The organism is Candidatus Villigracilis saccharophilus, from assembly GCF_016711665.1.
In genome coordinates this window covers 40,479-64,852 of the sequence record NZ_JADJSO010000013.1, presented here as the reverse complement: position 1 = coordinate 64,852, position 24,374 = coordinate 40,479, and the positions used below count along the sequence as shown (strand labels likewise).

Genomic DNA, 24,374 nt, shown 5'->3' with positions numbered 1-24,374 from the left:
CAACTTGTCAACTTGTTAACGTTTCTTCCACTCTGGCTCATAGAACGGCAGCTTGACCACTTTCGCGGGCGCGTGCTTGCGTTGATGTTCGACGGTGATTTCCATTCTTACATTGGTGCCGAGTTCGTAATACGGCTTTTGCAAATGTGCGAGCGCAATATATTTCTTCAACAGCGGTGACCATGAAGCCGTGGATGCATATCCAACCTGCACACCACCAACCATGATCGGCATACTGGCGCGGATCGCGGTGCCTGGCACTTGCGGCGGCATGCCAACTTCAGCGTACAACTCTTCCATGCCGACCCAGTCAATTTCAATACCGACCATCTTCCACGCTGAGCCTTCACGCTTCTCTTTTTCGAGCGCCTTGCGTCCGACAAAATAACCAGGTTTATCGAGCGCAACTGTCCAATCGAGTCCCAGCTCAAAGGGCGATGACTTCTGCGATTCTATCCACGCGTGACCCGAAGAGGTGTAATCCACATCGAGCATGAACAATCCTGCTTCAACGCGCGCCATATCAAGCGCGAGGATTCCCACGGGCGTGATCCCGTAATCCTCTCCCGCTTCCATCAGCGCGTCCCAAACATAGAGGGCATCCTTCGCGTCCATCCAAATCTCATATCCGAGATCGCCTGTGTAACCAGTCCTTGAAATGGTGACTTCGACTCCGCCGAGTTTATTATTCATCAAACGGAAATATTTCAGTTCATCGAGATTAGATTCACAAACGCGATTCAAAACGACCCGTGAGTTGGGTCCCTGCAAACTGAGAGATGCCACGCTGTCAGAGACTTCGCTGATCTCCACATCGAGTCCGACCGCGTTCATCATCAGCCAGCGCAGATTCGGCTCCGCGGACGTGAGACGGAAGATGGTCTCATCGAGTCTGGCGACAGTGCCGTCATCGATCATCTTGCCTTCATCATCGCACCAGCCTGTGTAATAGACCTGTCCCACGCTCATCTTGTGGATGTTACGTGTGGTGACGCGATGAAGCAGCGTCGCTGCGTCCTTGCCTTTGAGCATATACTTCATCAAAGGCGTAACATCGATCAATCCCGCCGCATTGCGGATGGCCCAATACTCGCGGTCAATGGTCAGCTCATATGAGCCGACGACAAAATATCCCGCCCAACGCCGCCAATTCTGCGGCTGGCACAATGCGGACGTTCGTTCATGAAACGGTGTGTAGCGTAGTTTTTCCATAAATATTCCTTTTTATTTGAACCGCCAAGCACGCCAAGGGTGCAAAGAAAACCTTTAAATCTTTGCGATCTCACCTGCACTTGCGTCAGGTGCAAGTGTCGCGCTCTTAGCGGTTAAGTTACTTCTTGTTTGAATACTCCGCAGGTGCAAAAAACACGATCACTGTCAACTCTTCCTCGATCGAATGGAATCGATGCTCAACATTCTTCTCCACGTATACAATGGAACCAGTCTGTACAGTGCGATCTTCATCTGCAACTTGAATCTGCGCCTTGCCGCTCACCACGTAATAAACCTCATCCTCCGTGTGCGGTGACTGGGGATCGACTCCGCCGACGGGGAGAACATAAAGTCCCATGCTCAAGTCTGAGACTTTGAGAAATTCGAGATATAGTTTGTCGCTTTCTTTTCTTTTGGAAATAAGTTGGGCGAGTTTAAAAGTGTCCATGGCTCTTCTCCGTAATGGGCGGGATTGTATATTATATATAATTTTAAGACAATGGACATTTGTCACATCTCCCCCAAATAAAAACTGATGGACGCGGAAGTCTTGTGACGCGCTTTGTCCATCAGGATATTTATAAGAACTAATTTGATCTAAAAAGGGTCTTGCAAAAAAGCAGAGTCAATGGACACTGCCCATATATTTGTCTAGTTTTGTTCTACCGCCAATCGCCCAATTCCTCTTCAAGCTTTTCGATCAACTTCGCATATTTGTCAGAGCCGTCTTCAAAACTGCCTTTAAAGACGATCTTGCTCATATCGTCAGAAAGAATATGTTCTTCCTCTATGGATATGGTTTGCTCAAGCAGCGGGAATATCAAGTTCTTGAGCCTCTCAAGATGCTGGCGGAGCGTGGCGGTGAAATCGCTGGTGGCCCATCCCATTTCAGAACGGGATATCTCGTCACCAGACTGCCACTGCCTCGCTGAATTGAGCATGGTCTCAGCCGCAGCATGACTTTTGGTTTGATCGCTTCTCATCGCCGCAATGGGACCCTCATCAGAAGGAAACCCGCCTTCTTCAAGCGCTTTTATTAGCAGTTCCTCCTTTTGGAAGAAACCCTCTTCGATGAATTCTTTTATAAAACCATGCGCAGTAATAAAAAAAACTGGGCGTGCGCGTTTGCTGGTGCTCAACATCACAGACCCGCTTCCCAGCACGGTGAGAAAGCGGGTGATTGTCTCCTGGTCAGCGCGTAAATATTTTGTAATGCGCATATATTTCCTTAATCACTATCAATTTATAATTTTGCGGAGTATACCATGCCACATAAAGAGAAAGGATCCCACATTTGTGAGGAGTACTTTACCCTCAGAAGGCCATAAAAAGGTCTTAAAAAGCTCTCTGGTTTTAATTCCTCACTCCCTCAAAGTATACCCGCAGACTCCTTGCTGTACAGAGTTCATATAGGGTACAAAAGGTTTGCTCACTCCGAAAGAGATGGCTGGGAAACAATACTTGAACATGAATATTGTGATTTTTAACACAACACAGAGTTCTACTATCCGAAATATCTGAACTACTACCCATATATAGGTATCGTTGTTTAGACAAATTTACAAAGGAGGGTTCTTATCTCCACAGGCTATGAATTCTCGAGAACGGAATCAAGCAATAGGTATGGGGGGAAGCGCTGTTTTGTATCCACAGGTGGTGCAGATTCAACTTTATCCACAGTATCCACAGCCCCTACTACTATTACGATTCCATATAATTATATATATTAATGCTTGAATCTCTTAAGGGTATCTTGTACAATTCATCTGTAAACGCGTCCCCTTTTATCAACCTGGGAGGTTGCCATGGATATTATCAAGGTTTCAGCCAACTCCCGTACCTCTGCCGTCGCCGGGGCGATCGCGGGAGTCATTCGCGAACATAAACGAGCTGAAGTTCAAGCCATTGGAGCTGGCGCAGTCAATCAGGCAGTGAAAGCCTGGGTGCTTGCCACAGGATACCTCAAAGCGGAAGGGCTCGAGGTGGTATGCGTGCCTGAATTCGTTGAGGTTCAAATTGAGGACAAGGTACGCACTGCTGTCAAACTGGTGGTGGAACCTCGCTAAGGTATTGATCTGCGAATGACCTGATTTTTATGGACAAGCGAACGCAGGGTGGCGTATAATCTTTGCTGTGGATGTTTCGCTTCGTGTACACCGTTGGTGGTGTTTGACGCGAAGTGAATAGTCCGCACTTTCTTATTTCCTATGCAAACAAGGAATAGATTTCCGCGTCTTCTTCTTTTAGTCGTCCTGCTGGTTGGTCTGCTGGCGGGTATTTCCGCGCCTGCGCTGGTTGAACAAAATGTGAAGGCTGCTCCCAGGAATCAGACAACACTGTCGGTAATCATTAATGAAGTTGCCTGGGCTGGCACCAAGGCGAATGAAGGTCACGAATGGATCGAACTCTATAATCCAGGTACAATAGATATAGATATTAATGGCTGGACATTGGTATCATCAGATACTACACCATCTATTATTCTTAATGGCACAATTCTCGCTGGCGGGTATTATTTACTTGAACGTGATACGGATAATGCGATATTGGATATCACGGCAGATTTTATATACAGTGGGGCATTGTCTAATTTAGGCGAAGCACTTCTTCTTAGTGATAATTTTGGTACACCTGTTGACTCCGCCAATCAAGATGGCGGTGCGTGGCCAGCGGGTAGTCAATCCACATTTGGCACAATGGAGCGCACTGGTGTTATTGCTGATAGCGATGCCGCATGGTTTACAAATATAGGTGTTGTCAAAAACGGGTTAGATTTTAATGAAGACCCACTTTGGGGCACGCCCAAAAGCGGGAATTCCCCTACCCCTACTCCAACAGCTTCTCCGACAGCAACAAATACAAGCACCCCAACTCGTACTTCCACCCCCACAGGTACACTTCCCACCCCAACACGGACTGGTACTGCAACTCGTACGCCTTCTCCCTCCCCAACAGTTCCCCCACTTCTTACAGTTATCATCAACGAAGTCGCGTGGATGGGGACTGCGGCTTCTCCGTTGGATGACTGGATCGAACTATACAATCCTGGACCAAATCAGGTAGATCTGACAGGTTGGATTTTACGGTCAGATGATGAAAGCCCATTTATCACGTGGTCTTTGTCTGATGATGTTATTCTTCCACCAGGCGGGTATTATTTGTTGGAACGCACGGATGACACAACTGTAAACAACATTGTCGCCAACAAGATATATAACGGAGATTTAGTCGAAAGCCCTGGCGGTGAGATACTTAAATTGTTTGATGCTCAGGGTAGGCTTATTGATATGGCTAATTCAAACGGGGGAATTTGGCCGGCAGGGCTTGTTTCTAACCGAAGAAGCATGGAGCGTTATCGCAGTCCATCTTTACAGTTTTTTCAGGACAGTGACGGTGCATGGGCTACTTATACGAATCTGAATAACTCTCCTCGCAATGGTCTGGATGCATTGAATAATCCCATCAATGGAACGCCAGGAATTGCGAACTGGGCGAGCACTGTCACTTTTACCCCTTCGCGCACCCCCACTCCAACTAGCAGATTTGCCCCCACCGCCACTTTCCGTCCGAAAACAGCCACTCCCACTCCGCTTGGCGCCCGTCCTGTTGGACGTCCATTCATTAATGAATTTCTCCCACGTCCCGGCTTCGACTGGAATCAAGATGGCAAAGTGGATGTTTTCGATGAATTTATAGAACTCAAAAATGTTGGCAATGCAGATATGGACTTGAGCGGCTGGAGATTGGATGATGAAGCCGATTTTCCCGGCGCGATCAGTTCTTCTCCATATACCATACCGGGTCTCATCCTAAAGCCGGGTGAGTACGCGCTCTTCTACGCGTCTGAGACCAATATCCTGCTTAGCGACGGCGGCGACAGTGTTCGCCTGTTCGATGCAAGCGGAAAAATTCTTGATGTAATAGACTACACCATCGCAAAAGTTGAGGACCAGTCAGTTTGCCGCCTGCCCGATGGCAACGGGTTTGGCTCCTGGTTCAACGATTGTACGCCCACGCCCAACCTCACCAATTCACGTGATGGCACGGTCCCCTCATCTCCGAATACAGGGAACGAGCCGTCCCCTGTTTGTAACCTGCCCGACACCCTGCCCGCAGATTTTCTGTTCGCAGAATGTAACGGCTACGGCGCGGACATTTGGAACGATTTCTTTTGGGACAAGTTCGGCTGGCAGGGCGCTCAGACCATTCCCTCAAACCTGAGCAAGTGGAAATCATTTATTGAATAAATCAATCCCTAAAGAAAAGAATCTTTGGGGATTTACTTTAAAATAAAAGGAAACTCATGGAAACCTTTTTCTCTTTTTTGGAAAGACGAGTCGACGACTGCTCCTCCCTGCTCTGCATTGGACTCGACCCGCACATCCCCGACCTTAAAGAAGCCAGCGCCGCCTCCGCCCTCGACTTTTGTCTGACTCTGGTCAAGCAGACAGCTCCCTACGCCGCGGCATTCAAACCCAACGCCGCCTTCTTCGAAATCTTCGGTGCGGCAGGGTGGACCGCTCTCAAACAGGTCATCGAAGCCGTTCACGAAGCTTCGGTGCGGCTTGGTTCAATGATCCCGGTCATTCTGGATGCGAAGCGCGGAGACATTGCCTCCACCGCCGAAGCATACGCCCGCTCCGCGTTCGAGCATTTGGGAGCGCACTGCATCACCTTGAATCCGTATCTTGGAAAAGACTCCATAGACCCGTTCATCAAGGATCATGAAAAAGGGGTGTTCTTATTATGTAAAACCTCCAATCCTGGTTCAGGTGATCTGCAGGATATTACGCTTGAAAATGGGCTGATGCTTTACGAGCATGTTGCCAAACTCGCACAGACTTGGAACACGAAAAATAACATCGGCCTCGTTGTAGGGGCAACCCACCCCGAAGCGCTCGCACGAGTCCGTGCCGCTGCGCCTGACCTGTGGTTCCTGTCCCCGGGCATTGGCGCGCAGGGCGGTGAATTGGAATCTGCCATGCGCGCGGGCCTACGCAAGGATGGCAAAGGGCTGTTACTGCCTGTCTCGCGTGGAATCTCCCGCGCGTCCGATCCCGCCAAAGCCGCGGCCGAACTCCGCGACCAGATCATAAGCATCAAACGCGAATTGAACCGTTAATAAAAAGGAATCCACCATGACAAAACTTAATCCATCCCAAGCCGCCCTTGCTGACGGACTCCTGAACGCAGGCTGTATTAAATTCGGAAGTTTTACATTGAAGTCGGGACTGACCTCCCCGATCTATATTGACCTGCGCCGCATCATCTCATTCCCGAGATTGCTTGAGCAAATTGGCGCGGCGTATTTACCACTCCTTCAAAACCTAAAATTTGACCGACTGGCTGGCTTGCCTTATGCCGCCATTCCGATTGCGACCGCGGTTTCATTGCAGGGAAATTTTCCGATGATCTACCCGCGCAAGGAGGTCAAGACCTACGGCACCAAGGCCGAGATCGAAGGCGAGTTCCATGCCGGCGAAACTGCGCTTGTCATTGACGATCTTGCCACCACAGGCGGAAGCAAATTCGAAGCCATCGAGAAATTAACCGCGGTCGGGTTGGTTGTAAAAGATATTGTCGTCCTGGTGGACCGTCAATCCGGCGCGAAAGAATCACTGGAACAGGCGGGCTATTCCATGCACGCCGTGTTGACCATCACACAACTTCTGGATTATTGGGAAGAGAATGGAAATGTTGAGAAGGATAAGATCGAAGAAACACGCAAATTCTTGAAAGGCGGGTAATGCCTCAAGTTGACCAGATCGACCAAGATCATATTGATGGGCTTTGTGAAGAACTGCGTCCTTTGTTGGAAGCTGAACTTTCTGCAGGAAATTCGATCTTTGAAACATGGCAGGGAGATTGGCCTATTGAAGGGTGTCTTTATATCATGCTGGCTTTTCCTTTCAGAGTAGATCATGGACACCTGCCCACAGGATTGAGTTTTCATCTTTTGAATGATCCTCATCATTGGAAGGAAGAAATTATTTGTGATAGAACCAGACATGTCTTGGCTTGTCATTATTAGTTCCTTTGAAAGAATTCGCCGTCCACGCGTCCTCAAAACAATAGACATGTTGAAGCAGGGTAAAAAAATACAAAAAATTATGTTTCCATCAAAGTCCAATGTATAACTCCATCCGTTCCCTCCTTTTTCGCCTCGACCCTGAACAAGCGCACGCGCTTACGCTTCACGCATTGCGTGTGACGGGGAATATCGCACCTTTAAACTGGTTTCTCACACAACTCTTCAAAGCCCCCTCAAACCCTGTGGAAGCCTTTGGATTAACTTTCAAGAATCCAGTTGGACTGGCCGCTGGGTATGACAAGGATGGCGTTGCCGTTCGCGGCCTCGCCGCTCTGGGATTTGGTCACATCGAGATCGGCACGGTCACTCCCCGCCCACAGCCTGGGAATCCGTCCCCGCGCGTCTTTCGCCTTATAGAGGATGAAGCTGTGATCAACCGCATGGGATTCCCAAGCAAAGGCTCCGAATTCATGCAGATGAAATTGAATCCATCCCTGCGTTCGGGGTTGTTCGAGAATGTGTATGGAATCCAGCCGCGCAATAAAAAAAAGAAGATCACATCCATAAAAAAAGGCGGGGCGATACTTGGCATCAATCTCGGCAAGAACAAGGAAACGCCCAATGAAGAAGCTGTTCTGGATTATTTGGAACTGCTTCAAAACTTTTCCCCATATGCTGATTATTTAACGATCAATGTCAGTTCACCGAACACAGCCGGATTGCGCGATCTGCAGGGACGCGCCGCGCTTGAAAGTCTGTTAACCCATTTACATCAACAGAGACGCATCGAGGAAAAGAGACTGGAGAAGAAAATTCCGATCCTTGTGAAACTTGCGCCCGATCTATCCACATCAGAATTGAATGATTCCATCGAAGCGATCTTGAACGCGAAGATGGACGGCATTATTGTTACAAACACAACGTTGTCGCGCGAGGGATTGAGATCAACGCTAAAGGGCGAAACAGGCGGATTGAGCGGGTGTCCGCTTAAGGCTTTGAGCGAAGCGGTTCTTCATCAAACCATAAAAAAGGTGAATGGGGAAATTCCTGTCGTGAGCGTCGGCGGCATCATGGATCCAGCGGATGCAAAACGCCGCCTGGATATGGGGGCGGCGCTGGTGCAGGTTTATACAGGCTTGATCTATCGCGGACCTGGATTGGTTAAAGAGATTTTGAATACGACATATATAACCCGCCCGAGGATTCCATCCAATCGGCGATCTTCTCGGTGGCGGCTTCGATGTTGTTATCCGAAACATCCAATTCAAGCATAGGCAGAATTGATTCGCCGGCAAGTTTGCGGATCAATTTTTGTTCCTCGACAAACAGGTTCAAGTCGTTATATTGCGACGGGTTGCCTGAAACCTTGAGCCTTTCAGCGCGCGCGGCTTCAAAAGATTCGGGCGAGCGGGTGAGCAGCACCAAACGGAAATTCAGCGGGAGCAGCCGCTCTTCGAGCCAGCGGAAATCGTAATCCTTTTTGTAAGTGTTCAATTGATACATGCGCGTGGACAGGTGAAAACGGTCCACGATCCATGAGTAATAGCGCTGCAATTCGAAGAGCCTGACCCAGGTGGCGTAGGTTTCCATGGCGAGCGCTTCTTCCTGCGGCTCGAAGTTGATCAGCCCGCGCCCCCAGGGAAAATTGGTGAAGGCGCACCATTCCCCCGAGACAAGCGGAGAGTGATATTTATATTTGCGCGGTCCCACCACTCGTGGATGTTCGTTGAGCGCAAAAGCGATGTCGGTTTTGAAGGTCAGGCGTGTGCCTTCAAGGATGATCTTTGGGGTTAGTTTGGACATGTCCATATTATATGCCAGGAAAAGCCTGACAAAACTCTAATGAGATTCTGAAACAAATTCACACCCTAGATGTGGTATATTCTCGAACATAGGTAAAATTATGGAAGATAAAATCACAATCATCGAAGGTCCTACACCGATTTTTGAGCATGTCAACGACGGCTGGGCGTTGGGTCTGAACGAAAGCCCGAGCCTTTCCGTCCCCGCGCTCACTCGGCTGCGCACTTTTAACGGTCCCGCGCTCGTGGAGCGCTGCTATGCCGCCTGGCATAAAAAAGCCTCGATCCATCTGCACTACAGGAACGAAGCTGGCGCGGAGGAAACCGCTCCCATTCTCGCCGCACGGAATGTCACTACTCCAGACGGGCACATGCTGCTCTTGTGGGTCTATCTCGACAGCGATGGCATCGAATACGAAACAGATGCCGGCGATGACGACCAGATGGATGATTATCCCGACGAATAGGTTTATGAGTGACAGTCACCTTTAAGGTGACTGTCACTTTTCTTATATGGAGGATTTATGACAACCGTTCTGACTGACCTTCAATCTGGTACAGCGACATTGACTTTGAACCGCCCCGAGCGCGCCAACTCCTTTAACTTTGAGATGGTCAACGAGCTGAGGAATGCTCTCGCGGATGCAGAACAAGATCCGCAGGTGCGTTGTGTGATTATCACTGGTGGCGGCAAAGTATTCAGCGCCGGGCAGGATATTTCCGAAATGAAGCAAGGGGAAAAGATATCCTATCGCGAGCATTTGGAGCGGACCTATAACCCGCTGATCCTGCAGATCCGTAAAATGGGAAAACCGGTTGTGGCTGCTGTCAACGGTCCCTGTGCGGGTGCGGCTTTTGGCGTGGCGCTCGCCTGTGACTTGCGGGTCGCCAAATCCACTGCGTATTTTGTGGTTGGTTTTGGCGGAATTGCGCTTGCGCCTGATTCGGGAGTCTCCCTGTTGTTACCTGCTTATATTGGATTGGGGCGCGCGCAGGAATATTTCTATTCCAACAAACCCATCTTGGCTCGCCAGGCATATCAATGGGGCATGGTCAATAGAGTGGGTGGATTCAACTACCAGGCGCTGGTCAGCCAGATTGCGGCTGATCTGGCATCAGGTCCGCGTGAAGCGTTTGCCGCCGGGAAAGAGGCTTTTAATCATGCCATTCTTCCCAACTTGGAGGAATCACTCAATTTTGAAGGAATCCTACAAGAGAAGGCCGGTAAAACTGCCGAACACTACGAAGGCGTGGCTGCATTTTTGGGGAAACGGAAACCGATTTTTAATAAACATGTTTGAAACGCTCAAAAAGCGTCAGTAGTAATCAGAATTATGCTGATTTTTGTCATATTGACGTCACTCCGATTTTCGTGTAAAGTTTAGGTACATTTTATTGGAATGATGATATGACTCAGTGTATTGACATACCTCGTGATTAAAGCGGGCGCCCCTGTCTGGGGTGCCCGCTTATATTTTTCTCTACATCCCTAATTAGGAGAACAACATGTCAGGACAGATCAATGCGTTTGAAATGGCACAGAAGCAATTCGATGGTGTTGCCAAACAATTGAAGCTCGACCCCGGTGTGGCTGAAGTTTTACGCTGGCCGATGCGCGAATTTTCTTTCCGCATCCCCGTGCGTTTGGATGACGGCTCGCTCAGGGTTTTTCAGGGCTTCCGCGTACAGCACAATGATGCGCGTGGTCCCAACAAAGGCGGCATTCGTTTCGCCGCGAACGAAACCATGGACACCGTGCGCGCGCTCGCCACATGGATGACCTGGAAATGCGCCGTGGCAGATATTCCGCTCGGCGGCGGTAAAGGCGGCATCATTGTCGATCCCTCCACGCTTACTGTCAATGAAAAAGAAGAAATGTGCCGCGGCTGGGTACGCGCCATGTGGAAGAATATCGGCCCGCGCAATGACGTGCCCGCTCCGGATATTGGCACCACTCCCCAAATGATGGGCTGGATGATGGATGAGTATTCCCGCCTCGTCGGTCAATACACCCCCGGTGTATTCACAGGCAAGCCTCTTGGCGGCGGCGGTTCACTCGGACGCACTGAAGCCACCGGCTACGGCGTGATCTACACCGTGCGTGAAGCGATGAAGCACCTCAACATCGACGGCAAGAATTCCGTTGCTGCCATTCAAGGTTTTGGCAACGTGTCACAATACGCGGCTGCCGGCTTTGTTGAAATGCTCGGCGGACAAGTTGCCTGCGTTTCCTGCTGGGATCGCCATGAGAAGAAGGCTTTCACTTATAGCAAGAAAGGCGGCGTTGATCCGCGCTTCCTGCTCACCATCGTGGATGAGTACGGCACGATCGACAAGTCCAAGGCTCAGGATGCCGGCTACACCGTCGAAGACGGCGACGCCTGGATCACCAAAGAAGCCAATGTCTTGATCCCTGCCGCGATGGAAGGACAGGTCACCGCAGATACCGTCAACAAGATGTCCAAGGGCATCAAGATCGTAGCTGAAGGCGCGAACGGTCCCTGCACACCCGAAGCGGATGAATTCTTCAAGAAGAATAATATCTTCGACATCCCAGACTTCCTGTGCAACGCCGGTGGCGTGACCACCTCCTACTTCGAACAGGTTCAGAACGACATGAACTTCTACTGGAGCAAGGAAGAGGTCCTCGGCCGACTCGATGAAAAGATGACATCAGCCTTCAACAGCGTTGTCGATCGCAGCGAGAAGGAGAAAGTTTACATGCGCGATGCGGCTTACATGGTCGCCATCGATCGTGTGGTACAGGCCATGCACCTGCGCGGCTGGTTGACTGGAAATTCGTAAAGAGTAATTGGTAATTAGTAATTGGAAGAGGACTTGCCTTTAGGTGAGTCCTCTTTTTGATATACGCTTCGCACTTAACTGAAAGTTGATTCTGTTTTCCCAAAGAGAATAGAACCTGCGTACATTTTGATACAATCACCACATTCAATATTCACGAGGTACTCATGACCAAACAAACTTTCAAATGGGATGATCCCTTCCTGTTCAATGACCAGCTCACCAGCGAAGAACGGATGATCCGCGATACGGCGCGTAAATACTGTCAGGATAAGTTAATGCCGCGCATCCTCGAAGCGAATCGCAATGAGACTTTTGACCGCGCCATCATGAACGAGATGGGCAGTATGGGATTGTTAGGTTCCACGCTTCCGGAGGAATATGGCGGTTCAGAATTGAATTATGTTTCCTATGGTTTGATCGCCCGTGAAGTGGAGCGTGTGGACAGCGGTTATCGCAGTGCAATGAGTGTACAAAGTTCTCTGGTGATGCATCCCATTTATGCTTATGGCTCCGAAGAGCAGCGTAAAAAATATTTGCCAAGACTTGCCAGCGGTGAGATCGTTGGTTGCTTTGGCTTGACCGAACCTAATCATGGCAGTGACCCTGGCAGTATGGAAACCCGCGCTAAAAAAGCGGATGGCGGTTGGATTTTGCAAGGCAACAAAATGTGGATCACAAACTCCCCCATTGCAGATGTTTTCATCATTTGGGCAAAGGTCTTTGGCGGCGCAGACAAGGATGGCGATATCCGCGGCTTCATTCTCGAAAAAGGAATGAAGGGATTGAGTGCGCCGAAAATTCACGGCAAGTTTAGCCTGCGCGCCAGTTCCACAGGCGAGATCGTTATGGAAGAAGTTTTTGTGCCAGATGAAAATATGCTTCCCAATGTGACGGGCTTAAAGGGACCATTCGGCTGTTTGAACAAGGCCCGCTATGGGATTGCCTGGGGCGCGTTAGGCGCGGCTGAATTCTGCTGGCACGCAGCGCGTCAATACACGTTGGATCGTCCGCAGTTTGGGCGTCCGCTGGCAGCGAATCAGATCATTCAGCTCAAACTTGCCAATATGATGACAGAGATCACTTTGGGGTTGCAGGGCGTTCTGCAAGTTGGGCGTTTAATGGATGAAGACAAGTCCACCCCTGAAATGGTTTCCTTGGTCAAGCGTAACTCATGCGGGAAAGCGCTCGACATCGCGCGCAACTCACGGGATATGCATGGCGGCAACGGCATTTCAGATGAATATCACGTCATCCGCCATGTGATGAATTTGGAAGCCGTGAACACTTATGAAGGCACGCACGATATCCACGCATTGATCTTGGGCAGGGCGCAAACGGGATTACAGGCATTCAGTTAAATCAAAAAGAGGACATCCACATAAACGGATGTCCTCTTTTTGATTCACTAGATCTTTTCCATTAATTCAATTCGATTTCCGAATGGATCGAAGACGTGCACGCGGTTGTATCCAGCGAGTGGAGGCTGGGTGAGATCCGTTTCAAATCCAGCGGACTGAATTTTAGATATCAACGCATCGAGGTCGTCCACGACGAAAGCGGGATGCGCTTTTCTCGCGGGACGGAAATCTTTCTCCACACCCAGATGTATTTGCACAGTTCCAGCTTCAAACCAGGCTCCGCCGCGCTTGGCTAACTCTGGCGGCTTTGGAATCTCTTTAAATCCAAGCAAGTTGACAAAGAAAACGCGGGCTTTTTCTTCGCCTCCCTCTGGCATGGCGAGTTGAACGTGATCTATTCCAAGAATGCTCATCTAATTATTCCGTTGGAAAACCTGCTTCAGTCCAGGCGGACAGACCGCCGAGAATTGGGTTGACACGGGTATATCCATTTTGCAAAAGGATGAACGCCGCACGGGCGCTCGTATGCTCATTCTGTCAGGTACAGTAGGTAATGATCCACTGGTCTTTTTCCAATGGAATGTCGGCAGGATTATTCTCAAAGTTGATCAGCGGGATGGAGATCGCGCCAGCCACATGACCTGCGGCGAAGGACTCCGCGCTGCGAACATCAACGATGACCGCTCCAGCATTGTCTACTGCTGCCTTGGCATCTTCAACTGAAATGCGCGGCACGTCCGCTTCTGTGAGCGGGATATTTTGTCCCTCAGTTTTTGGTTGCGTTGCGATACCTTGTATCGTCGGCAACGGGTCTGATCCTGTTTGAGGTACTGCCGCATTGCAGGCAAGTGTTAATGAAAACAGTACTGATGCGATAAGAAAAAGTTTTATTTTTCCGTTTTTCATTCTCTCTCCTGATTTCTAAAGTTGACCGTTCTTTAAATAGAATCAGGACATGCATAAAGCATGTCCTGATAAAGTCCTTACAGTTCGCAGTAGCGGTCTACATGCTTGCCGATGATGGCGATGCTATCCGCCCAGAATTTCTTGGTGCGGATATTGATGCCAAAACGGTCGGCCAGTTCTGCCGCGCGGTCTTCGCCTGTGGAAGCAAGCAGGTTCTTGTAATCAGGCACAAAGTCTGCGCCGCGTTTTTGGTAAATGGCATATAGCCCGGTTGCAAACAATAATCCGAATGCATAGGGATAATTGTAGAAGGAGAATCCGCTGTTGTAGTAGTGCGGTTTCCAAGTCCACATGAATTTTTGTAGATACTGCTCGTCGAGGCCGTCACCGTACGTGGCTTTTTGCGCGCGTTCCATGATGTCGTTCAAGTCATCCGCGGAAAGTTCGGATTTTTCGCGGCGTTCAAAAACTTTCTTTTCAAAGAGATAGCGTGAGTAAATATCAACAATCACCGCGGAAGCGTTACTGATCTGAGCTTCCAATACCGCCAGTTCTTCCTGCGGATCGGTCACCTGTGACAATACGGCTTCAGTAACGATCGTCTCACACATAATGGACGCTGTCTCAGCCAATGTCATCGGTGTGGATTGTTGCAGCTGGGTCTTGTTTGCCTGATATGCGCATTCATTGTGGAAGGCATGCCCAAGTTCGTGTGCCAGGGTGCTGACCTGATCGAACGAGCCGTCAAAGTTGCTGAGGATGCGGCTCTCCTTGACTCCCGCTACTCCCATGCAGAATGCGCCGCCGCGTTTTCCGTCGCGCTGTTCGGCATCGATCCAGTTGTTGTCAAAAGCCCGTTGGGCGAATGCGCCTAATTCTGGGGAGAACTTATTGAAATTACTGACGATGAAATCACGTGCTTCTTCGAAGGAATAAACCTTGTCGGTCTTGCCCATCGGAGCGGATACATCCCACCACGCGAGTTTTTCCTTGCCGATCAATTTGGCTTTATGTTTGAAATATTTCCTGAACATCGGGAAGGAATCTTTCATCGCGCTGAGCATGGCATTAAGCGTGGCGCGGTCCATGCGGGCAAAGTCAATGGATGAGTGCAGAGCGTCTTCACGTCCGCGTTTTTTATTGAGGGTCAGCGCTTCACCCTTGACCCCGTTCATGCAGGCCGCCAATGTCTCTTTGACTCCCTCCCAGGCGATATTCTCCGCTTCGTATCCGCGGCGGCGGGTTGGTTCATCGGGATGCGAGCGCAGATTGATCAGCGCGGGCATGGGTAATTTCTCAGTTTTTCCACCCAGTTCAAAGTCAACTGAAAGCTGCGAGGTTAATGTTCCCTGCAATTTACCGAAGGCATTGCCTCCGCTCAGGGTTAATTCTGTAGCGAGAATTTCCTCAGCTTCGCTCATCAGGTACCTGGATTGTTCAACACTTTCGTTGAGTGTGAACTCATGCGCTTTTGCAGAAGCGTTCATTTTTGCGGCTTTCTTCACTGCGGCTTTGCCCAGCTTGCCGACCCATGCCTGGAATTTGGTTTCAAGAATGTTGGCCTGGACAGACATCTGTTCAAATTCCGATAGTGCGCGCATGGCTTCTTTGTTGCGCGAGTCTGTGGTGACGAAAGAATAAATAAAGGCTCTGATGGTGCCGGCCAGTTCGAAAAGCGCATTGAAGCGGTCTACAGATTCTCCGAGCAGTTTGCCCAGCTTCTTTGGGTCGGCTTTTGAATCTGCCTTGCTGGCTTTCTTGAAAAATACTTCCATTTCATCCAGCATGGATTTGTACTTTTTGACGGATGCTTTAAATTCTTTGGATTCGAGAGAGGGGAAGACGTTGGTCATATCCCAACGGGTTGCGGAAATTGTCATGACTATGCTCCTGTAAAAGTAATATGGAGGTAGTATACCAAAGGCCTTTGGGAACTTCCTTGCTTGCTAATTCATCTTTAACCCTATACAATGAATTTAGACTACGGAGGTGTTTTATGAAGCAAGACCGTTTTTTGACCGGTATTTTGATCGGAATTGGTTTGCTCATTCTGGTTGCGGTTGCATTGTTCTTCATGCGGCAGGACGAGAAGAAGTTTCTAACAGAAAAATCACCCTACGCGGCAACATACAACTATGTACTGGCTGTCACCAACCAGGATTATAAAGCCGCCTATGCATATCTCGCCGATAAAGAACACAAACCCACCTATGATCAGTTTAGACAATCTTTCTTTAGCGGAAACGTCAATTCGGATAATGTCGGCGTGAATGTAGGCGAGGCTGATGTGAATGGTGATGAAGCCTTTGTGGACCTAACCCTGGTTTACGCTTCCAGTGATCCGTTTTCAGGCGGCTATAACAACACAGACCGCGCTCAACTCGTCAAACAGAATGGTGAATGGAAACTGGTCTATATGCCCTATAACTTCTGGGCGTATGACTGGTATACGGAACCGATCAAGCCGTAAAGACAATATGTCATTGCGATGGGCAGGATCGTGTTGCAATGATTGGAGGAAGTAATCATGAAAACCATTCGAAGACTGTATTTTTACGCGGTCGCTTTTATTAGCTTTGAAGTGGTGCTGTGGGGATTGATCGGTCTGATCCGTTCCATTATCAATCCCGATCTCGTCACCAACAACGCGCAGGCATTGGCGCAGGCGCTTTCGCTTATTTTGGTGGGTGTGCCAATTTTTCTGATTCACTGGTTATGGGCACAGCGCACGTCCGCCCGGGAAGAGGAAGAAAAAAATGCCACTCTGCGCGCTGTCTTTTTATATGGTGCGCTTCTTGCCACGTTGATCCCTGTGGTACAAAATTTACTCGCGCTGATCAACCGCGCCTTTCTTGGTGTAGTCCGAATATCTTATGAACGCGCCTTATTAGGAGGGACTCAAAGCTGGCCGGACAACTTGATCGCGATCACGCTTAACCTTTTGCTGGCTGCTTATTTCTGGAGCATTTTACGCGCGGACTGGTCCACCCTGACGGACACCGAAAACTTCAAAGATATCCGCCGCCTATATCGTTTTCTGTGGGTGTTGTACGGCCTGTTGATGGTCATCTTTGGCGCACAGCAGATCTTACGCTACATTTTCTATATCCCAACCGGTGTGATCGGGATGATGGGACGCGAGACATTTATCAACGCGACGGCATTACTCATCATCGGCGCTCCGATTTGGTCCATCGCCTGGCGCATCTTGCAGGACGCTTTAGCTGATCCCGATGAAAAGGAGTCTCTCCTGCGCCTTGGCATTCTCTATCTGCTTTCACTGAGCGGAGTCATCGTGGTGCTCACTTCTGGCGGAAACTTATTTTATATACTGCTAAATCGCTTATTTGGCGAACAGATGGTTTCGAGTGATTTTATTCAAAAAATCGGCGGACCCATTTCGCTGGGATTGCCCTTCGGCGTGATGTGGGCGTATTACGGCAACTGGCTCAATCAGCAAATTGGTTTTGAGCCGCAACTCCCACGCCGCGCAGGAATGATGCGTATTTATTTTTACATCCTTTCTCTTTTAGGCTTGATCGCAGCTTTTATTGGATTGGCTTCTCTGTTCTCATTTTTGATCGATTTTGGGGCGGTCGATTCATCCCTGAACAGCAGCGGGGTTCGGCAAGCTTTGACAAGCGCTCTCGCCATTCTCGCGGTTGGCTTGCCGCTTTGGCTCAAGTCATGGCGTCCTCTGCAAACGGATGCTCTGACCGAAGGTGATGTTGGCGATCACGCCCGCCGTTCCATTATCCGCAAGGTATATTTGTATCTTGTACTGTTTGCATCTGTGATCGGTGCCATGGTATCTGCCGGGACTTTGATTTTTACGCTGATCAATGCCCTTCTGGGCGGTGATGCCCCGGGTTTTATAAATTCTATCCTCAATAGTCTGCAAACTTTGATCCTGTTTGTTATTTTGTTGACCTATCATCTGTCGGCTTTGCGAAAAGACGGTGCCGTGCGTGCTGATGCCTTGGAAGCCAGACAGGAGCAATTTGGTCTATTGGTTTTTGATCATATGAATGGCAAATTTGGTGAATCAGTTAAAGCGGCTTTCATGAAACATGCTCTCAAAGTCCAGATAACAGTAGTGAATTTAAATGAAAAAATTCCTGACGATATGCATCCCAATGCTGTTGTGCTGTCAGGGTCTGTGGCTGTGAATACGCCCGAAAATGTCGAGGTGTGGATGCGTTCATTTAACGGGAGCAGGCTCATCGTCGCGGATGATGCGGCGGGGGTCTATTGGCTGAATGATCTTGGGCAGGCGGCTGAATCAGTGCGCATCCTGGCTGAAGGGCAGAAACTCCCCCCGCAATCAGCAGCCAGAAATACATCAGTATGGACCACGGTCGCGTACGTTTTTGCGGCGTTATTCGCTTTACAGTTGGTGTTTATACTGATCACCTTGGGTATATCGCTGGTCACTGGTTTTTAAGTTTTCTACTAGATTTCAACAAAGAACGGGCAGAGTCTCTGTCCGTTCTTTGTTTTTATTTTGGTCGTTTGTTTTTTAGTGATATACTTTTGAAAAATTCAACTTTATGATCGAGGGCGATAACCTATGAAAGTAACTGTCCTTCAAGAAAATCTGGCACGCGGTTTAAGTGTTGTCTCTCGCGCTGTTTCACCGCGCAGTACGCTTCCCGTTCTCTCCAATATTTTGATCGCGACTGATGAAGGCCGTTTGCGGCTCTCTGCCACCAACCTTGAGTTGGGTATCACTTGTTGGATCGCGGCGCGTATTGATGAAGAAGGCTCAACAACCGTGCCATCGCGTACTTTCGGCGATCTGGTAAATACATTACCTGGCGATCAGGTGCAGTTAACCCTCGACGTGAAAACGCAAAGCCTGCATGTAAAGGGTGGGTCATCAAATAACGATATCAAGTGTATTGATGCGCAAGAGTTCCCTCCTTTGCCTGTTCCTGAAATGGATGGCGCCGTGCAGTTGAATGTGGCTGATTTCAAAGAGATGATCCAGCAGGTGGCTTTTGCTGCGTCGACAGATGAATCCCGCCCGGTGTTGATGGGTGTGTTACTGCATGTAGAAAAAGACAAGGTCACGATGGCGGCGGCAGATGGTTTCCGGTTGTCAGTCCGCAAGGCCTTGCTTTCACAACCCGTCCCGCAACCCATTAATGTCATCATCCCTGCCCGCGCGTTAAATGAGTTATCGCGTGTGGCTTCTGACAGCGAAGAACCCATTTATATGGTTGTTCCCAAAAATCGCGGACAGGTCTTGTTCCGTGTGAAGGATGTTGAAGTTGTCTCCCAATTGATCGATGGGACATTCCCCGATTATCAACAGATCATTCCGCGCAATTACAAATCACGCACTTTAGTTTCCACCGCCTCATTGCTTAAGGCTTGCAAACAGGCTGAGATCTTTGCCCGTGAAGGTTCGAATGTCGCCCGTTTTGATATCAAGCAGTCCAATGGCGAAATGCAGCCGAGCGAAGTTGAAATCTCTGCTGTATCCGAAGAAACTGGCAAGAATGAAACCATCGTTGAAGCTACAGTTGACGGCGGCAGTGTGTTGATCGCCTTCAACGTAAAGTTTCTGCGCGAGGCATTGGAAGTCATCAAGACTCCGAATGTTGCGCTTGAAACCTCTGCGGCGAATGCGCCTGGTGTAGTTCGCCCGGTGGGTGACGATAACTTCTTGCATGTCATTATGCCGATGCATTTGGGATAGGATAAAAAATGAAAACGTCGAGCCCAAGAGCCCGACGTTTTTTTTGTTGCCTTATTTATAGAACAAATGTTCTATTTATAAAACCATTAAAACATGCAAAACTATATCTGCAGAGAAGTGTGCGATCATTGCCGATTCAAGTCCGTGTTTTTGATAGAGCCAGCCAAACATTATGCCACCTATTGAGTTCAGCAGCACAGTCCGAATCATAACAAGCGTTGTGATCGGAATGATCGTTGCGACAGCTGGTAAATGTCCAAGACCAAACAAGATTGCCGCAAGAATATTTGCCATCCAAAATATTATATTTGTTGGCTTTCCATCTTTTGTTTTGTTGATGAATGAACCCAGCCATGCCAACAATGACATTACAAATAAGCGCAAGAGAATCTCTTCTGCAATGCCTCCATAGAATGATGCAAGGAAACCTTTCCATGCGGCTGGTTGAATAGTTAGATTAAGTGCATTTGCTTTCTCTCCGAGTTCTTGAATTAATGCGGGTTGAAAGATGTAAGTATCAAGTCCAATGATAAGCACAGACGCAAGAATACCCAACCCAATACTGATCGGTAAAAATGCGCGTACTTTGTTGAGTGCTGATTCACCTCGAGCAATAGCATCCAGAACGGGAGTCCCAAGCCCGATGCGCTTTGCAAGGAGCATTCCTAAAAATGTGCAGACCGCGAAAAGCAATCCGCTTTGAAGGACTTGCAATGTAATTAAAATTGGGAATGGAATGGGCAGATCCAGTTGTTCAAGAACTCCAGATTGAAGTTCAAGTGTGTATGGCAAAATTGCGATGGTCGCAATAAATGATGCAATCCAAAGCATAAAAAATACACGCCAATTAATAATGTTTTTCATATTGTTCCTTTTCTGCTTGTGCAAGCGCTTATACAGCAGGTGTGGTAATTGTTATCCAGGCATCGAGCGAGATCGTCTTGTTTCGCGTGTCAATGGACGTTTTGCGACTATGGTCACCTTGCCGCTTCCTTCGGGGGTATAGACGTGAGTCACTTCCCAGCCTTCACTTCCCCAATCATTTAGCATCGCCTCAATATTGTCGTCCTTGGTTCCAAAGATACTACCGATGGTCTGTACGCGGTATTCCCATTGTTTGAATTCTTCTGTCATTTTAGCCTCCTACAATTTTGCGACTAACGCACTGCGTTTGAATTTTTTCACGCTGATGTAAATCAACGCCGCATCCACCAGCCAGATGATCGTACCAATTATCAGCGTAGTACCAATTCCAAGAAACAGGACGCCGCTAACCTGTCCAGCTACGAGCCCGAGCACAAGCACCACCAGCGATGCGCTCATCTGGTAGGCTTCCATGAATGTGCGTACGCGGGATGAGATCAGCACCGTTGCGGAAATTCCCAGTACTGCCAGCGCAGGAGTCATCCACAACATTAGAGGCCACCAAGTGGGCAGCGGAAACCAGATGCTCCCAAAGAGAGGATAGCTGGCAACATTTACAACAATAATGTACACCACATAGGTGATCCAGGACAAACCTATTGCAGGGATGACTGCCGCGAGTACCTTGCCTAGGAACAATTCCATGTCACTGGTCGGCGTATAAAGCAGGGCTTCCATTGTTTTTCGTTCGCGTTCTCCCACAAATGAATCTGATCCGATCACCGTTGAAAACATCAACGGCATGACGAGAAACAATGGCGCCAGCATGAATCCTGCCATATAAAGCACGAACATCTGCTCCAAACTTTTTCCTTCAAACAGCACTTGTAGTGCGGGCGGCATGGCGCGCAGCATCCCATCCAGATCGCCCAACTCTCTTTGCACATCCTCAACGGGAATCACCTGCGGCAAAATGATGAACATCAGCGGCATGAAGACCGCGAATACCAGCGGCACCACGATCCCGGGACCCCAGGCCATCTTGTTCTGACTGACTTCCTTCAAATCTTTTTTGGCAATCGTCCATATCGAACGCCAGTTCATTTCTCACCTGCCTGCAAAGAAAAATAAATATCTTCCAGTGTGTAGTCACGCGGATTGACTCTGAGGATGGACGCTCCCTGCCCCGTCAAATGTTGCACGACCTGCGGGATCACTTCCTCGTTTTCGACTTGCGCTTGCATCGTCTTGCCCTGACCTGTGATCTGTATCACACCGCGTAGAGTTTTGAGTGTCTCTGTGACAGTTTCTGCAGGCGTCTCCCAAAATGTGATATCCACCCAGGTGACTGGCCACAACTTACGTGTCAATTCCTTGAGGCTGCCCATCGCCAGGATACGTCCCTTGTTCATCACGGCCACTCGGTCACATAGACGCTGCGCTTCGAGCAGGTTGTGCGTCGCCAGCAGGATCGTTTGCCCGCTGCGTTGACTGAGGCTCGCGATCAATTCGTTGACCTGTTGTGCCGCCTCGGGATCCAAACCCGAAGTTGGTTCATCCAAAAATAAGAGTGGCGGCTCATGGATAAGAGCACGTGCCAATGCCAGGCGCTGCTTCATCCCTTTGCTGTAGGTTTCCACCTTGTCGTTCACACGATCTTGCAGGCCGAAGAATTCCAAAATATCCAGCACGCGTTGCGAGAGTTTTTCCGCGGGGATACCCGCCAGTGTGCCGAAGAACTCCAGGTTTTCCCGCGCCGAGAGCCGTTCATATAGGGATGGAGATTCCGTCAACACGCCCGTTTGCTCACGGATGCGTTGTCCGTCCATTAAGGGATCCAGCCCGAAGACCCGCGCCGTTCCGCCCGACGGCGGCAGGATGCCGTTCAACAAGCGGACCGTTGTGGTCTTGCCCGCGCCGTTGGGGCCGAGCAGCCCAAAGACCTCGCCCTGTTTCACGTGAAACGTCATTCCATCCACGGCGCGGTTCTGCCCGAAGATACGTTCCAGCCCGTTGACTTCAACAATATTTTCCATGGATTTTATTGGCCTTTTGTTTCGCGGCGATATAACACGTATGAGTAAATCACAAGAAACAGAGTCGAGCCCATTATCGGAACGAACAGGAACCAGAATGCGATCATGCCGCCAAAGAGACCGCCGATGATGGCACATGCGCCTGAGACTACGAACAAGGTCGCACCGAGTTGATGGGTCTTATCCCATACATAGTCGCTGGATAGTGTCCACGGCGTGCGAATACCGATGAAGAAATTGCGCTTCGCTTTTCGCAGCAGGGATCCTATGGAGATGAACAGCACTCCCATGAAAGGCAGCATGGCTGAGCTCATCTTGAAATTTGTAAATCCGAGACTCCACGCCAAGGTCAAACCGTGGACGTAAAGCATAAATGCTATGATCAGCACGATGAAGACATTGAACGTTTCGCGGAATTGCGCGATATTGGCCTTCAACGGGTCAATGCCTGGCAAGACCAGGAATAGGACCAACATTCCCATTGTGACGAGAGGCATTAAGAACACACCCCAGAACTTTGGCATGGTCCCATCGACCTGGTCATTGGCGTTCCAGTGGGATGCTATTTGCTCTGGCAGCTGATCCCAGATCGCGAGTCCTGCGATGGTGGCAATGGTGATCAAAATTATTGAAATGATGGTGGTAGTTTTAGTAGTCATTTTATTTCTCCTTCTCTCTGTTTCACGTGAAACAAATTATTTTTCCTTGGGTAGGTTGTTCTGCGCCAGCGAGACCATTCCGCTCATCGCGCCGAGGTTCATTGAATCCACTGCCGAGGAGGGCACGATCACGAGCGCGCCTTTTTCCTTCAAACCTTCAAACAGCATGTTCATCGCACGCAGGTGCAGTGCGGTGGGGTTGTTGATATAAGCTTTCGAGGCTTCGGCGAAGGAGGCTGCGATCTGCTGCTCGGATTCACCGAGGATCACGCGGGACTGTCTTTCGCGTTCTGCCTGTGCCTGGCGGGACATTGCATTCTCAAGATCTGGCGGGATGATCACATCACGGATCTCGACCGACTGCACGGTCACACCCCAGGGAGTTGTTCTTTCGTCAATGATCTTTTGCAGGTCGGCGTCCATCTTGCCGCGGCCAACCAGAATATCTGCCAGTGTCATTTGACCGATGATCTCGCGTAACGCGGTCTGCGCAGCCCAGGAGATCGCAGAGTTGTAATCGGTCACTTCAAGCGCCGCCTTCTCCGCATCCCATACAACCCAGAACAGGACTGCGTCCACATCCACAGGCACTGTATCTTTTGTTAGGGTCTTTTCGGCAGAGAATGAAGTTACTGCCACGCGGTGGTCGATCCACATCACGGCGGTATCTATGATCGGGATGACCCAAAACAAGCCAGGACCTTTCAGCCCGATGAACTTGCCAAGGCGCAGGACTACAACTTTTTCCCACTGCGATGCGACTTTCATAGCAAACAAAAAGTATGTTCCAATGAGAGTCCAACCGAGCACCCAGGTTCCGATTATCGCATCTGGATAATTCCCATCTCCGATGATGGCTCCAATGATCCCGACGATCAGTAATAGGCCAAACAATGCACCTGCGATCGGCGAGATATGTTGTTCATCCTTTTTTGTGTTTCTTTTTTCGATTGCGGTTTTGATAAATTTTGTATTCATTTCTGCGTTCTCCTGTTTT

The 24,374-nt window shown here is 49.3% G+C and carries 26 protein-coding genes; 13 read left to right on the top strand and 13 right to left on the bottom strand.

Annotation, left to right across the window (positions count from 1 at the left end; translation table 11 throughout):
• Positions 1-15: 15 nt before the first annotated feature.
• The 3 genes from IPL17_RS05345 to IPL17_RS05335 all read right to left on the bottom strand — a co-directional run bounded on the left by IPL17_RS05345 (position 16) and on the right by IPL17_RS05335 (position 2,432).
• Positions 16-1,212 carry an aminomethyltransferase family protein gene (locus tag IPL17_RS05345; protein WP_345306043.1) on the bottom strand — a complete coding sequence of 399 codons (1,197 nt, stop codon included), beginning with the start codon at positions 1,210-1,212 and terminating at the stop codon, positions 16-18.
• 118 nt (positions 1,213-1,330) lie between these two features.
• Positions 1,331-1,660, bottom strand: a complete 330-nt coding sequence (locus IPL17_RS05340) for a cupin domain-containing protein (protein ID WP_345306042.1) — start codon at positions 1,658-1,660, stop codon at positions 1,331-1,333.
• Between the two features lie 214 nt (positions 1,661-1,874).
• Positions 1,875-2,432 carry a hemerythrin domain-containing protein gene (locus IPL17_RS05335; RefSeq protein ID WP_345306041.1) on the bottom strand — a complete coding sequence of 186 codons (558 nt, stop codon included), beginning with the start codon at positions 2,430-2,432 and terminating at the stop codon, positions 1,875-1,877.
• A 585-nt stretch (positions 2,433-3,017) separates the two neighbouring features.
• On the opposite strand from IPL17_RS05335, the gene IPL17_RS05330 reads away from it, so the two are divergent.
• The 6 genes from IPL17_RS05330 to IPL17_RS05305 all read left to right on the top strand — a co-directional run bounded on the left by IPL17_RS05330 (position 3,018) and on the right by IPL17_RS05305 (position 8,517).
• Positions 3,018-3,278, top strand: coding sequence for a stage V sporulation protein S (locus IPL17_RS05330; RefSeq protein WP_345306040.1), 261 nt, complete (start codon positions 3,018-3,020; stop codon positions 3,276-3,278).
• 141 nt (positions 3,279-3,419) lie between these two features.
• Positions 3,420-5,459, top strand: a complete 2,040-nt coding sequence (locus tag IPL17_RS05325; protein ID WP_345306039.1) for a lamin tail domain-containing protein — start codon at positions 3,420-3,422, stop codon at positions 5,457-5,459.
• A gap of 56 nt (positions 5,460-5,515) precedes the next feature.
• On the top strand, positions 5,516-6,334 hold the full coding sequence (gene pyrF, locus IPL17_RS05320) for an orotidine-5'-phosphate decarboxylase (protein ID WP_345306038.1): 819 nt from the start codon (positions 5,516-5,518) through the stop codon (positions 6,332-6,334).
• A gap of 16 nt (positions 6,335-6,350) precedes the next feature.
• Complete coding sequence (pyrE, locus tag IPL17_RS05315; protein ID WP_345306037.1) at positions 6,351-6,959, top strand: orotate phosphoribosyltransferase; 609 nt, start codon at positions 6,351-6,353, stop codon at positions 6,957-6,959.
• Positions 6,959-7,243: a hypothetical protein gene (locus tag IPL17_RS05310; RefSeq protein ID WP_345306036.1), complete on the top strand. Its 285-nt coding sequence runs from the start codon at positions 6,959-6,961 to the stop codon at positions 7,241-7,243. Before pyrE ends, IPL17_RS05310 begins: the two co-directional genes overlap by 1 nt.
• A 98-nt stretch (positions 7,244-7,341) precedes the next feature.
• Positions 7,342-8,517 carry a quinone-dependent dihydroorotate dehydrogenase gene (locus IPL17_RS05305; RefSeq protein WP_345306035.1) on the top strand — a complete coding sequence of 392 codons (1,176 nt, stop codon included), beginning with the start codon at positions 7,342-7,344 and terminating at the stop codon, positions 8,515-8,517.
• On the opposite strand, the gene IPL17_RS05300 is transcribed toward IPL17_RS05305, so the two are convergent.
• Positions 8,405-9,046, bottom strand: coding sequence for a hypothetical protein (locus IPL17_RS05300; protein ID WP_345306034.1), 642 nt, complete (start codon positions 9,044-9,046; stop codon positions 8,405-8,407). The two genes, IPL17_RS05305 and IPL17_RS05300, sit on opposite strands and share 113 nt — an antisense overlap.
• A 100-nt stretch (positions 9,047-9,146) precedes the next feature.
• Here IPL17_RS05300 and IPL17_RS05295 point away from each other — a divergent pair, with 100 nt between their 5' ends.
• The 4 genes from IPL17_RS05295 (at position 9,147) to IPL17_RS05280 (ending at position 13,208) form a co-directional block, all read left to right on the top strand.
• Complete coding sequence (locus IPL17_RS05295; protein WP_345306033.1) at positions 9,147-9,512, top strand: hypothetical protein; 366 nt, start codon at positions 9,147-9,149, stop codon at positions 9,510-9,512.
• 57 nt (positions 9,513-9,569) lie between these two features.
• Complete coding sequence (locus IPL17_RS05290; protein WP_345306032.1) at positions 9,570-10,346, top strand: enoyl-CoA hydratase-related protein; 777 nt, start codon at positions 9,570-9,572, stop codon at positions 10,344-10,346.
• Positions 10,347-10,551: 205 nt separating this feature from the next.
• The gene (locus IPL17_RS05285; RefSeq protein WP_345306031.1) at positions 10,552-11,850 is read left to right on the top strand and encodes a Glu/Leu/Phe/Val dehydrogenase; all 1,299 of its coding nucleotides are present in this window, start codon (positions 10,552-10,554) and stop codon (positions 11,848-11,850) included.
• Positions 11,851-12,014: 164 nt separating this feature from the next.
• A complete protein-coding gene (locus tag IPL17_RS05280) occupies positions 12,015-13,208 on the top strand; it encodes an acyl-CoA dehydrogenase (RefSeq protein WP_345306030.1) in 1,194 nt (397 codons plus the stop codon).
• A 47-nt stretch (positions 13,209-13,255) separates the two neighbouring features.
• On the opposite strand, the gene IPL17_RS05275 is transcribed toward IPL17_RS05280, so the two are convergent.
• From IPL17_RS05275 to IPL17_RS05265, 3 genes are all read right to left on the bottom strand, one after another.
• Complete coding sequence (locus tag IPL17_RS05275; protein ID WP_345306029.1) at positions 13,256-13,621, bottom strand: VOC family protein; 366 nt, start codon at positions 13,619-13,621, stop codon at positions 13,256-13,258.
• A gap of 124 nt (positions 13,622-13,745) precedes the next feature.
• Positions 13,746-14,114: a rhodanese-like domain-containing protein gene (locus tag IPL17_RS05270; RefSeq protein WP_345306028.1), complete on the bottom strand. Its 369-nt coding sequence runs from the start codon at positions 14,112-14,114 to the stop codon at positions 13,746-13,748.
• 77 nt (positions 14,115-14,191) lie between these two features.
• Positions 14,192-15,994, bottom strand: coding sequence for a M3 family oligoendopeptidase (locus IPL17_RS05265; protein ID WP_345306027.1), 1,803 nt, complete (start codon positions 15,992-15,994; stop codon positions 14,192-14,194).
• Between the two features lie 116 nt (positions 15,995-16,110).
• Here IPL17_RS05265 and IPL17_RS05260 point away from each other — a divergent pair, with 116 nt between their 5' ends.
• The 3 genes from IPL17_RS05260 (at position 16,111) to dnaN (ending at position 19,818) form a co-directional block, all read left to right on the top strand.
• A complete protein-coding gene (locus tag IPL17_RS05260; protein WP_345306026.1) occupies positions 16,111-16,584 on the top strand; it encodes a hypothetical protein in 474 nt (157 codons plus the stop codon).
• 57 nt (positions 16,585-16,641) lie between these two features.
• Positions 16,642-18,558, top strand: coding sequence for a DUF5671 domain-containing protein (locus tag IPL17_RS05255; protein ID WP_345306025.1), 1,917 nt, complete (start codon positions 16,642-16,644; stop codon positions 18,556-18,558).
• A 126-nt stretch (positions 18,559-18,684) separates the two neighbouring features.
• Positions 18,685-19,818, top strand: coding sequence for a DNA polymerase III subunit beta (dnaN, locus tag IPL17_RS05250; RefSeq protein WP_345306024.1), 1,134 nt, complete (start codon positions 18,685-18,687; stop codon positions 19,816-19,818).
• A gap of 75 nt (positions 19,819-19,893) precedes the next feature.
• Here dnaN and IPL17_RS05245 read toward each other — a convergent pair whose 3' ends face one another.
• From IPL17_RS05245 to IPL17_RS05220, 6 genes are read right to left on the bottom strand one after another with little or no spacing between them, the layout of a single operon-like run.
• The gene (locus IPL17_RS05245) at positions 19,894-20,682 is read right to left on the bottom strand and encodes a CPBP family intramembrane glutamic endopeptidase (RefSeq protein WP_345306023.1); all 789 of its coding nucleotides are present in this window, start codon (positions 20,680-20,682) and stop codon (positions 19,894-19,896) included.
• Between the two features lie 51 nt (positions 20,683-20,733).
• Positions 20,734-20,952, bottom strand: coding sequence for a hypothetical protein (locus tag IPL17_RS05240; RefSeq protein WP_345306022.1), 219 nt, complete (start codon positions 20,950-20,952; stop codon positions 20,734-20,736).
• Between the two features lie 9 nt (positions 20,953-20,961).
• Entirely contained in the window at positions 20,962-21,786 is an 825-nt protein-coding gene (locus IPL17_RS05235; RefSeq protein ID WP_345306021.1) for an ABC transporter permease subunit, read from the bottom strand.
• Positions 21,783-22,718, bottom strand: coding sequence for an ABC transporter ATP-binding protein (locus tag IPL17_RS05230; protein WP_345306020.1), 936 nt, complete (start codon positions 22,716-22,718; stop codon positions 21,783-21,785). Before IPL17_RS05230 ends, IPL17_RS05235 begins: the two co-directional genes overlap by 4 nt.
• A gap of 5 nt (positions 22,719-22,723) precedes the next feature.
• Complete coding sequence (locus tag IPL17_RS05225) at positions 22,724-23,377, bottom strand: SdpI family protein (protein WP_345306019.1); 654 nt, start codon at positions 23,375-23,377, stop codon at positions 22,724-22,726.
• A 36-nt stretch (positions 23,378-23,413) separates the two neighbouring features.
• Entirely contained in the window at positions 23,414-24,355 is a 942-nt protein-coding gene (locus IPL17_RS05220; protein WP_345306018.1) for a slipin family protein, read from the bottom strand.
• Between the last annotated feature and the right edge of the window lie 19 nt (positions 24,356-24,374).

Bases quoted from the DNA above. Each gene is read 5' to 3' on its own strand.
- IPL17_RS05230 (WP_345306020.1), bottom strand. From the start codon at position 22,718: ATGGAAAATATTGTTGAAGTCAACGGGCTGGAACGTATCTTCGGGCAG.
- IPL17_RS05270 (WP_345306028.1), bottom strand. From the start codon at position 14,114: ATGAAAAACGGAAAAATAAAACTTTTTCTTATCGCATCAGTACTGTTT.
- IPL17_RS05330 (WP_345306040.1), top strand. From the start codon at position 3,018: ATGGATATTATCAAGGTTTCAGCCAACTCCCGTACCTCTGCCGTCGCC.
- IPL17_RS05300 (WP_345306034.1), bottom strand. From the start codon at position 9,046: ATGTCCAAACTAACCCCAAAGATCATCCTTGAAGGCACACGCCTGACC.
- IPL17_RS05345 (WP_345306043.1), bottom strand. From the start codon at position 1,212: ATGGAAAAACTACGCTACACACCGTTTCATGAACGAACGTCCGCATTG.
- IPL17_RS05305 (WP_345306035.1), top strand. From the start codon at position 7,342: ATGTATAACTCCATCCGTTCCCTCCTTTTTCGCCTCGACCCTGAACAA.
- IPL17_RS05265 (WP_345306027.1), bottom strand. From the start codon at position 15,994: ATGACAATTTCCGCAACCCGTTGGGATATGACCAACGTCTTCCCCTCT.
- IPL17_RS05285 (WP_345306031.1), top strand. From the start codon at position 10,552: ATGTCAGGACAGATCAATGCGTTTGAAATGGCACAGAAGCAATTCGAT.
- IPL17_RS05260 (WP_345306026.1), top strand. From the start codon at position 16,111: ATGAAGCAAGACCGTTTTTTGACCGGTATTTTGATCGGAATTGGTTTG.
- dnaN (WP_345306024.1), top strand. From the start codon at position 18,685: ATGAAAGTAACTGTCCTTCAAGAAAATCTGGCACGCGGTTTAAGTGTT.
- IPL17_RS05235 (WP_345306021.1), bottom strand. From the start codon at position 21,786: ATGAACTGGCGTTCGATATGGACGATTGCCAAAAAAGATTTGAAGGAA.
- IPL17_RS05220 (WP_345306018.1), bottom strand. From the start codon at position 24,355: ATGAATACAAAATTTATCAAAACCGCAATCGAAAAAAGAAACACAAAA.
- IPL17_RS05255 (WP_345306025.1), top strand. From the start codon at position 16,642: ATGAAAACCATTCGAAGACTGTATTTTTACGCGGTCGCTTTTATTAGC.
- IPL17_RS05295 (WP_345306033.1), top strand. From the start codon at position 9,147: ATGGAAGATAAAATCACAATCATCGAAGGTCCTACACCGATTTTTGAG.
- IPL17_RS05325 (WP_345306039.1), top strand. From the start codon at position 3,420: ATGCAAACAAGGAATAGATTTCCGCGTCTTCTTCTTTTAGTCGTCCTG.
- IPL17_RS05275 (WP_345306029.1), bottom strand. From the start codon at position 13,621: ATGAGCATTCTTGGAATAGATCACGTTCAACTCGCCATGCCAGAGGGA.
- IPL17_RS05290 (WP_345306032.1), top strand. From the start codon at position 9,570: ATGACAACCGTTCTGACTGACCTTCAATCTGGTACAGCGACATTGACT.
- pyrE (WP_345306037.1), top strand. From the start codon at position 6,351: ATGACAAAACTTAATCCATCCCAAGCCGCCCTTGCTGACGGACTCCTG.
- IPL17_RS05340 (WP_345306042.1), bottom strand. From the start codon at position 1,660: ATGGACACTTTTAAACTCGCCCAACTTATTTCCAAAAGAAAAGAAAGC.
- IPL17_RS05280 (WP_345306030.1), top strand. From the start codon at position 12,015: ATGACCAAACAAACTTTCAAATGGGATGATCCCTTCCTGTTCAATGAC.
- IPL17_RS05335 (WP_345306041.1), bottom strand. From the start codon at position 2,432: ATGCGCATTACAAAATATTTACGCGCTGACCAGGAGACAATCACCCGC.
- IPL17_RS05245 (WP_345306023.1), bottom strand. From the start codon at position 20,682: ATGAAAAACATTATTAATTGGCGTGTATTTTTTATGCTTTGGATTGCA.
- IPL17_RS05225 (WP_345306019.1), bottom strand. From the start codon at position 23,377: ATGACTACTAAAACTACCACCATCATTTCAATAATTTTGATCACCATT.
- IPL17_RS05310 (WP_345306036.1), top strand. From the start codon at position 6,959: ATGCCTCAAGTTGACCAGATCGACCAAGATCATATTGATGGGCTTTGT.
- pyrF (WP_345306038.1), top strand. From the start codon at position 5,516: ATGGAAACCTTTTTCTCTTTTTTGGAAAGACGAGTCGACGACTGCTCC.
- IPL17_RS05240 (WP_345306022.1), bottom strand. From the start codon at position 20,952: ATGACAGAAGAATTCAAACAATGGGAATACCGCGTACAGACCATCGGT.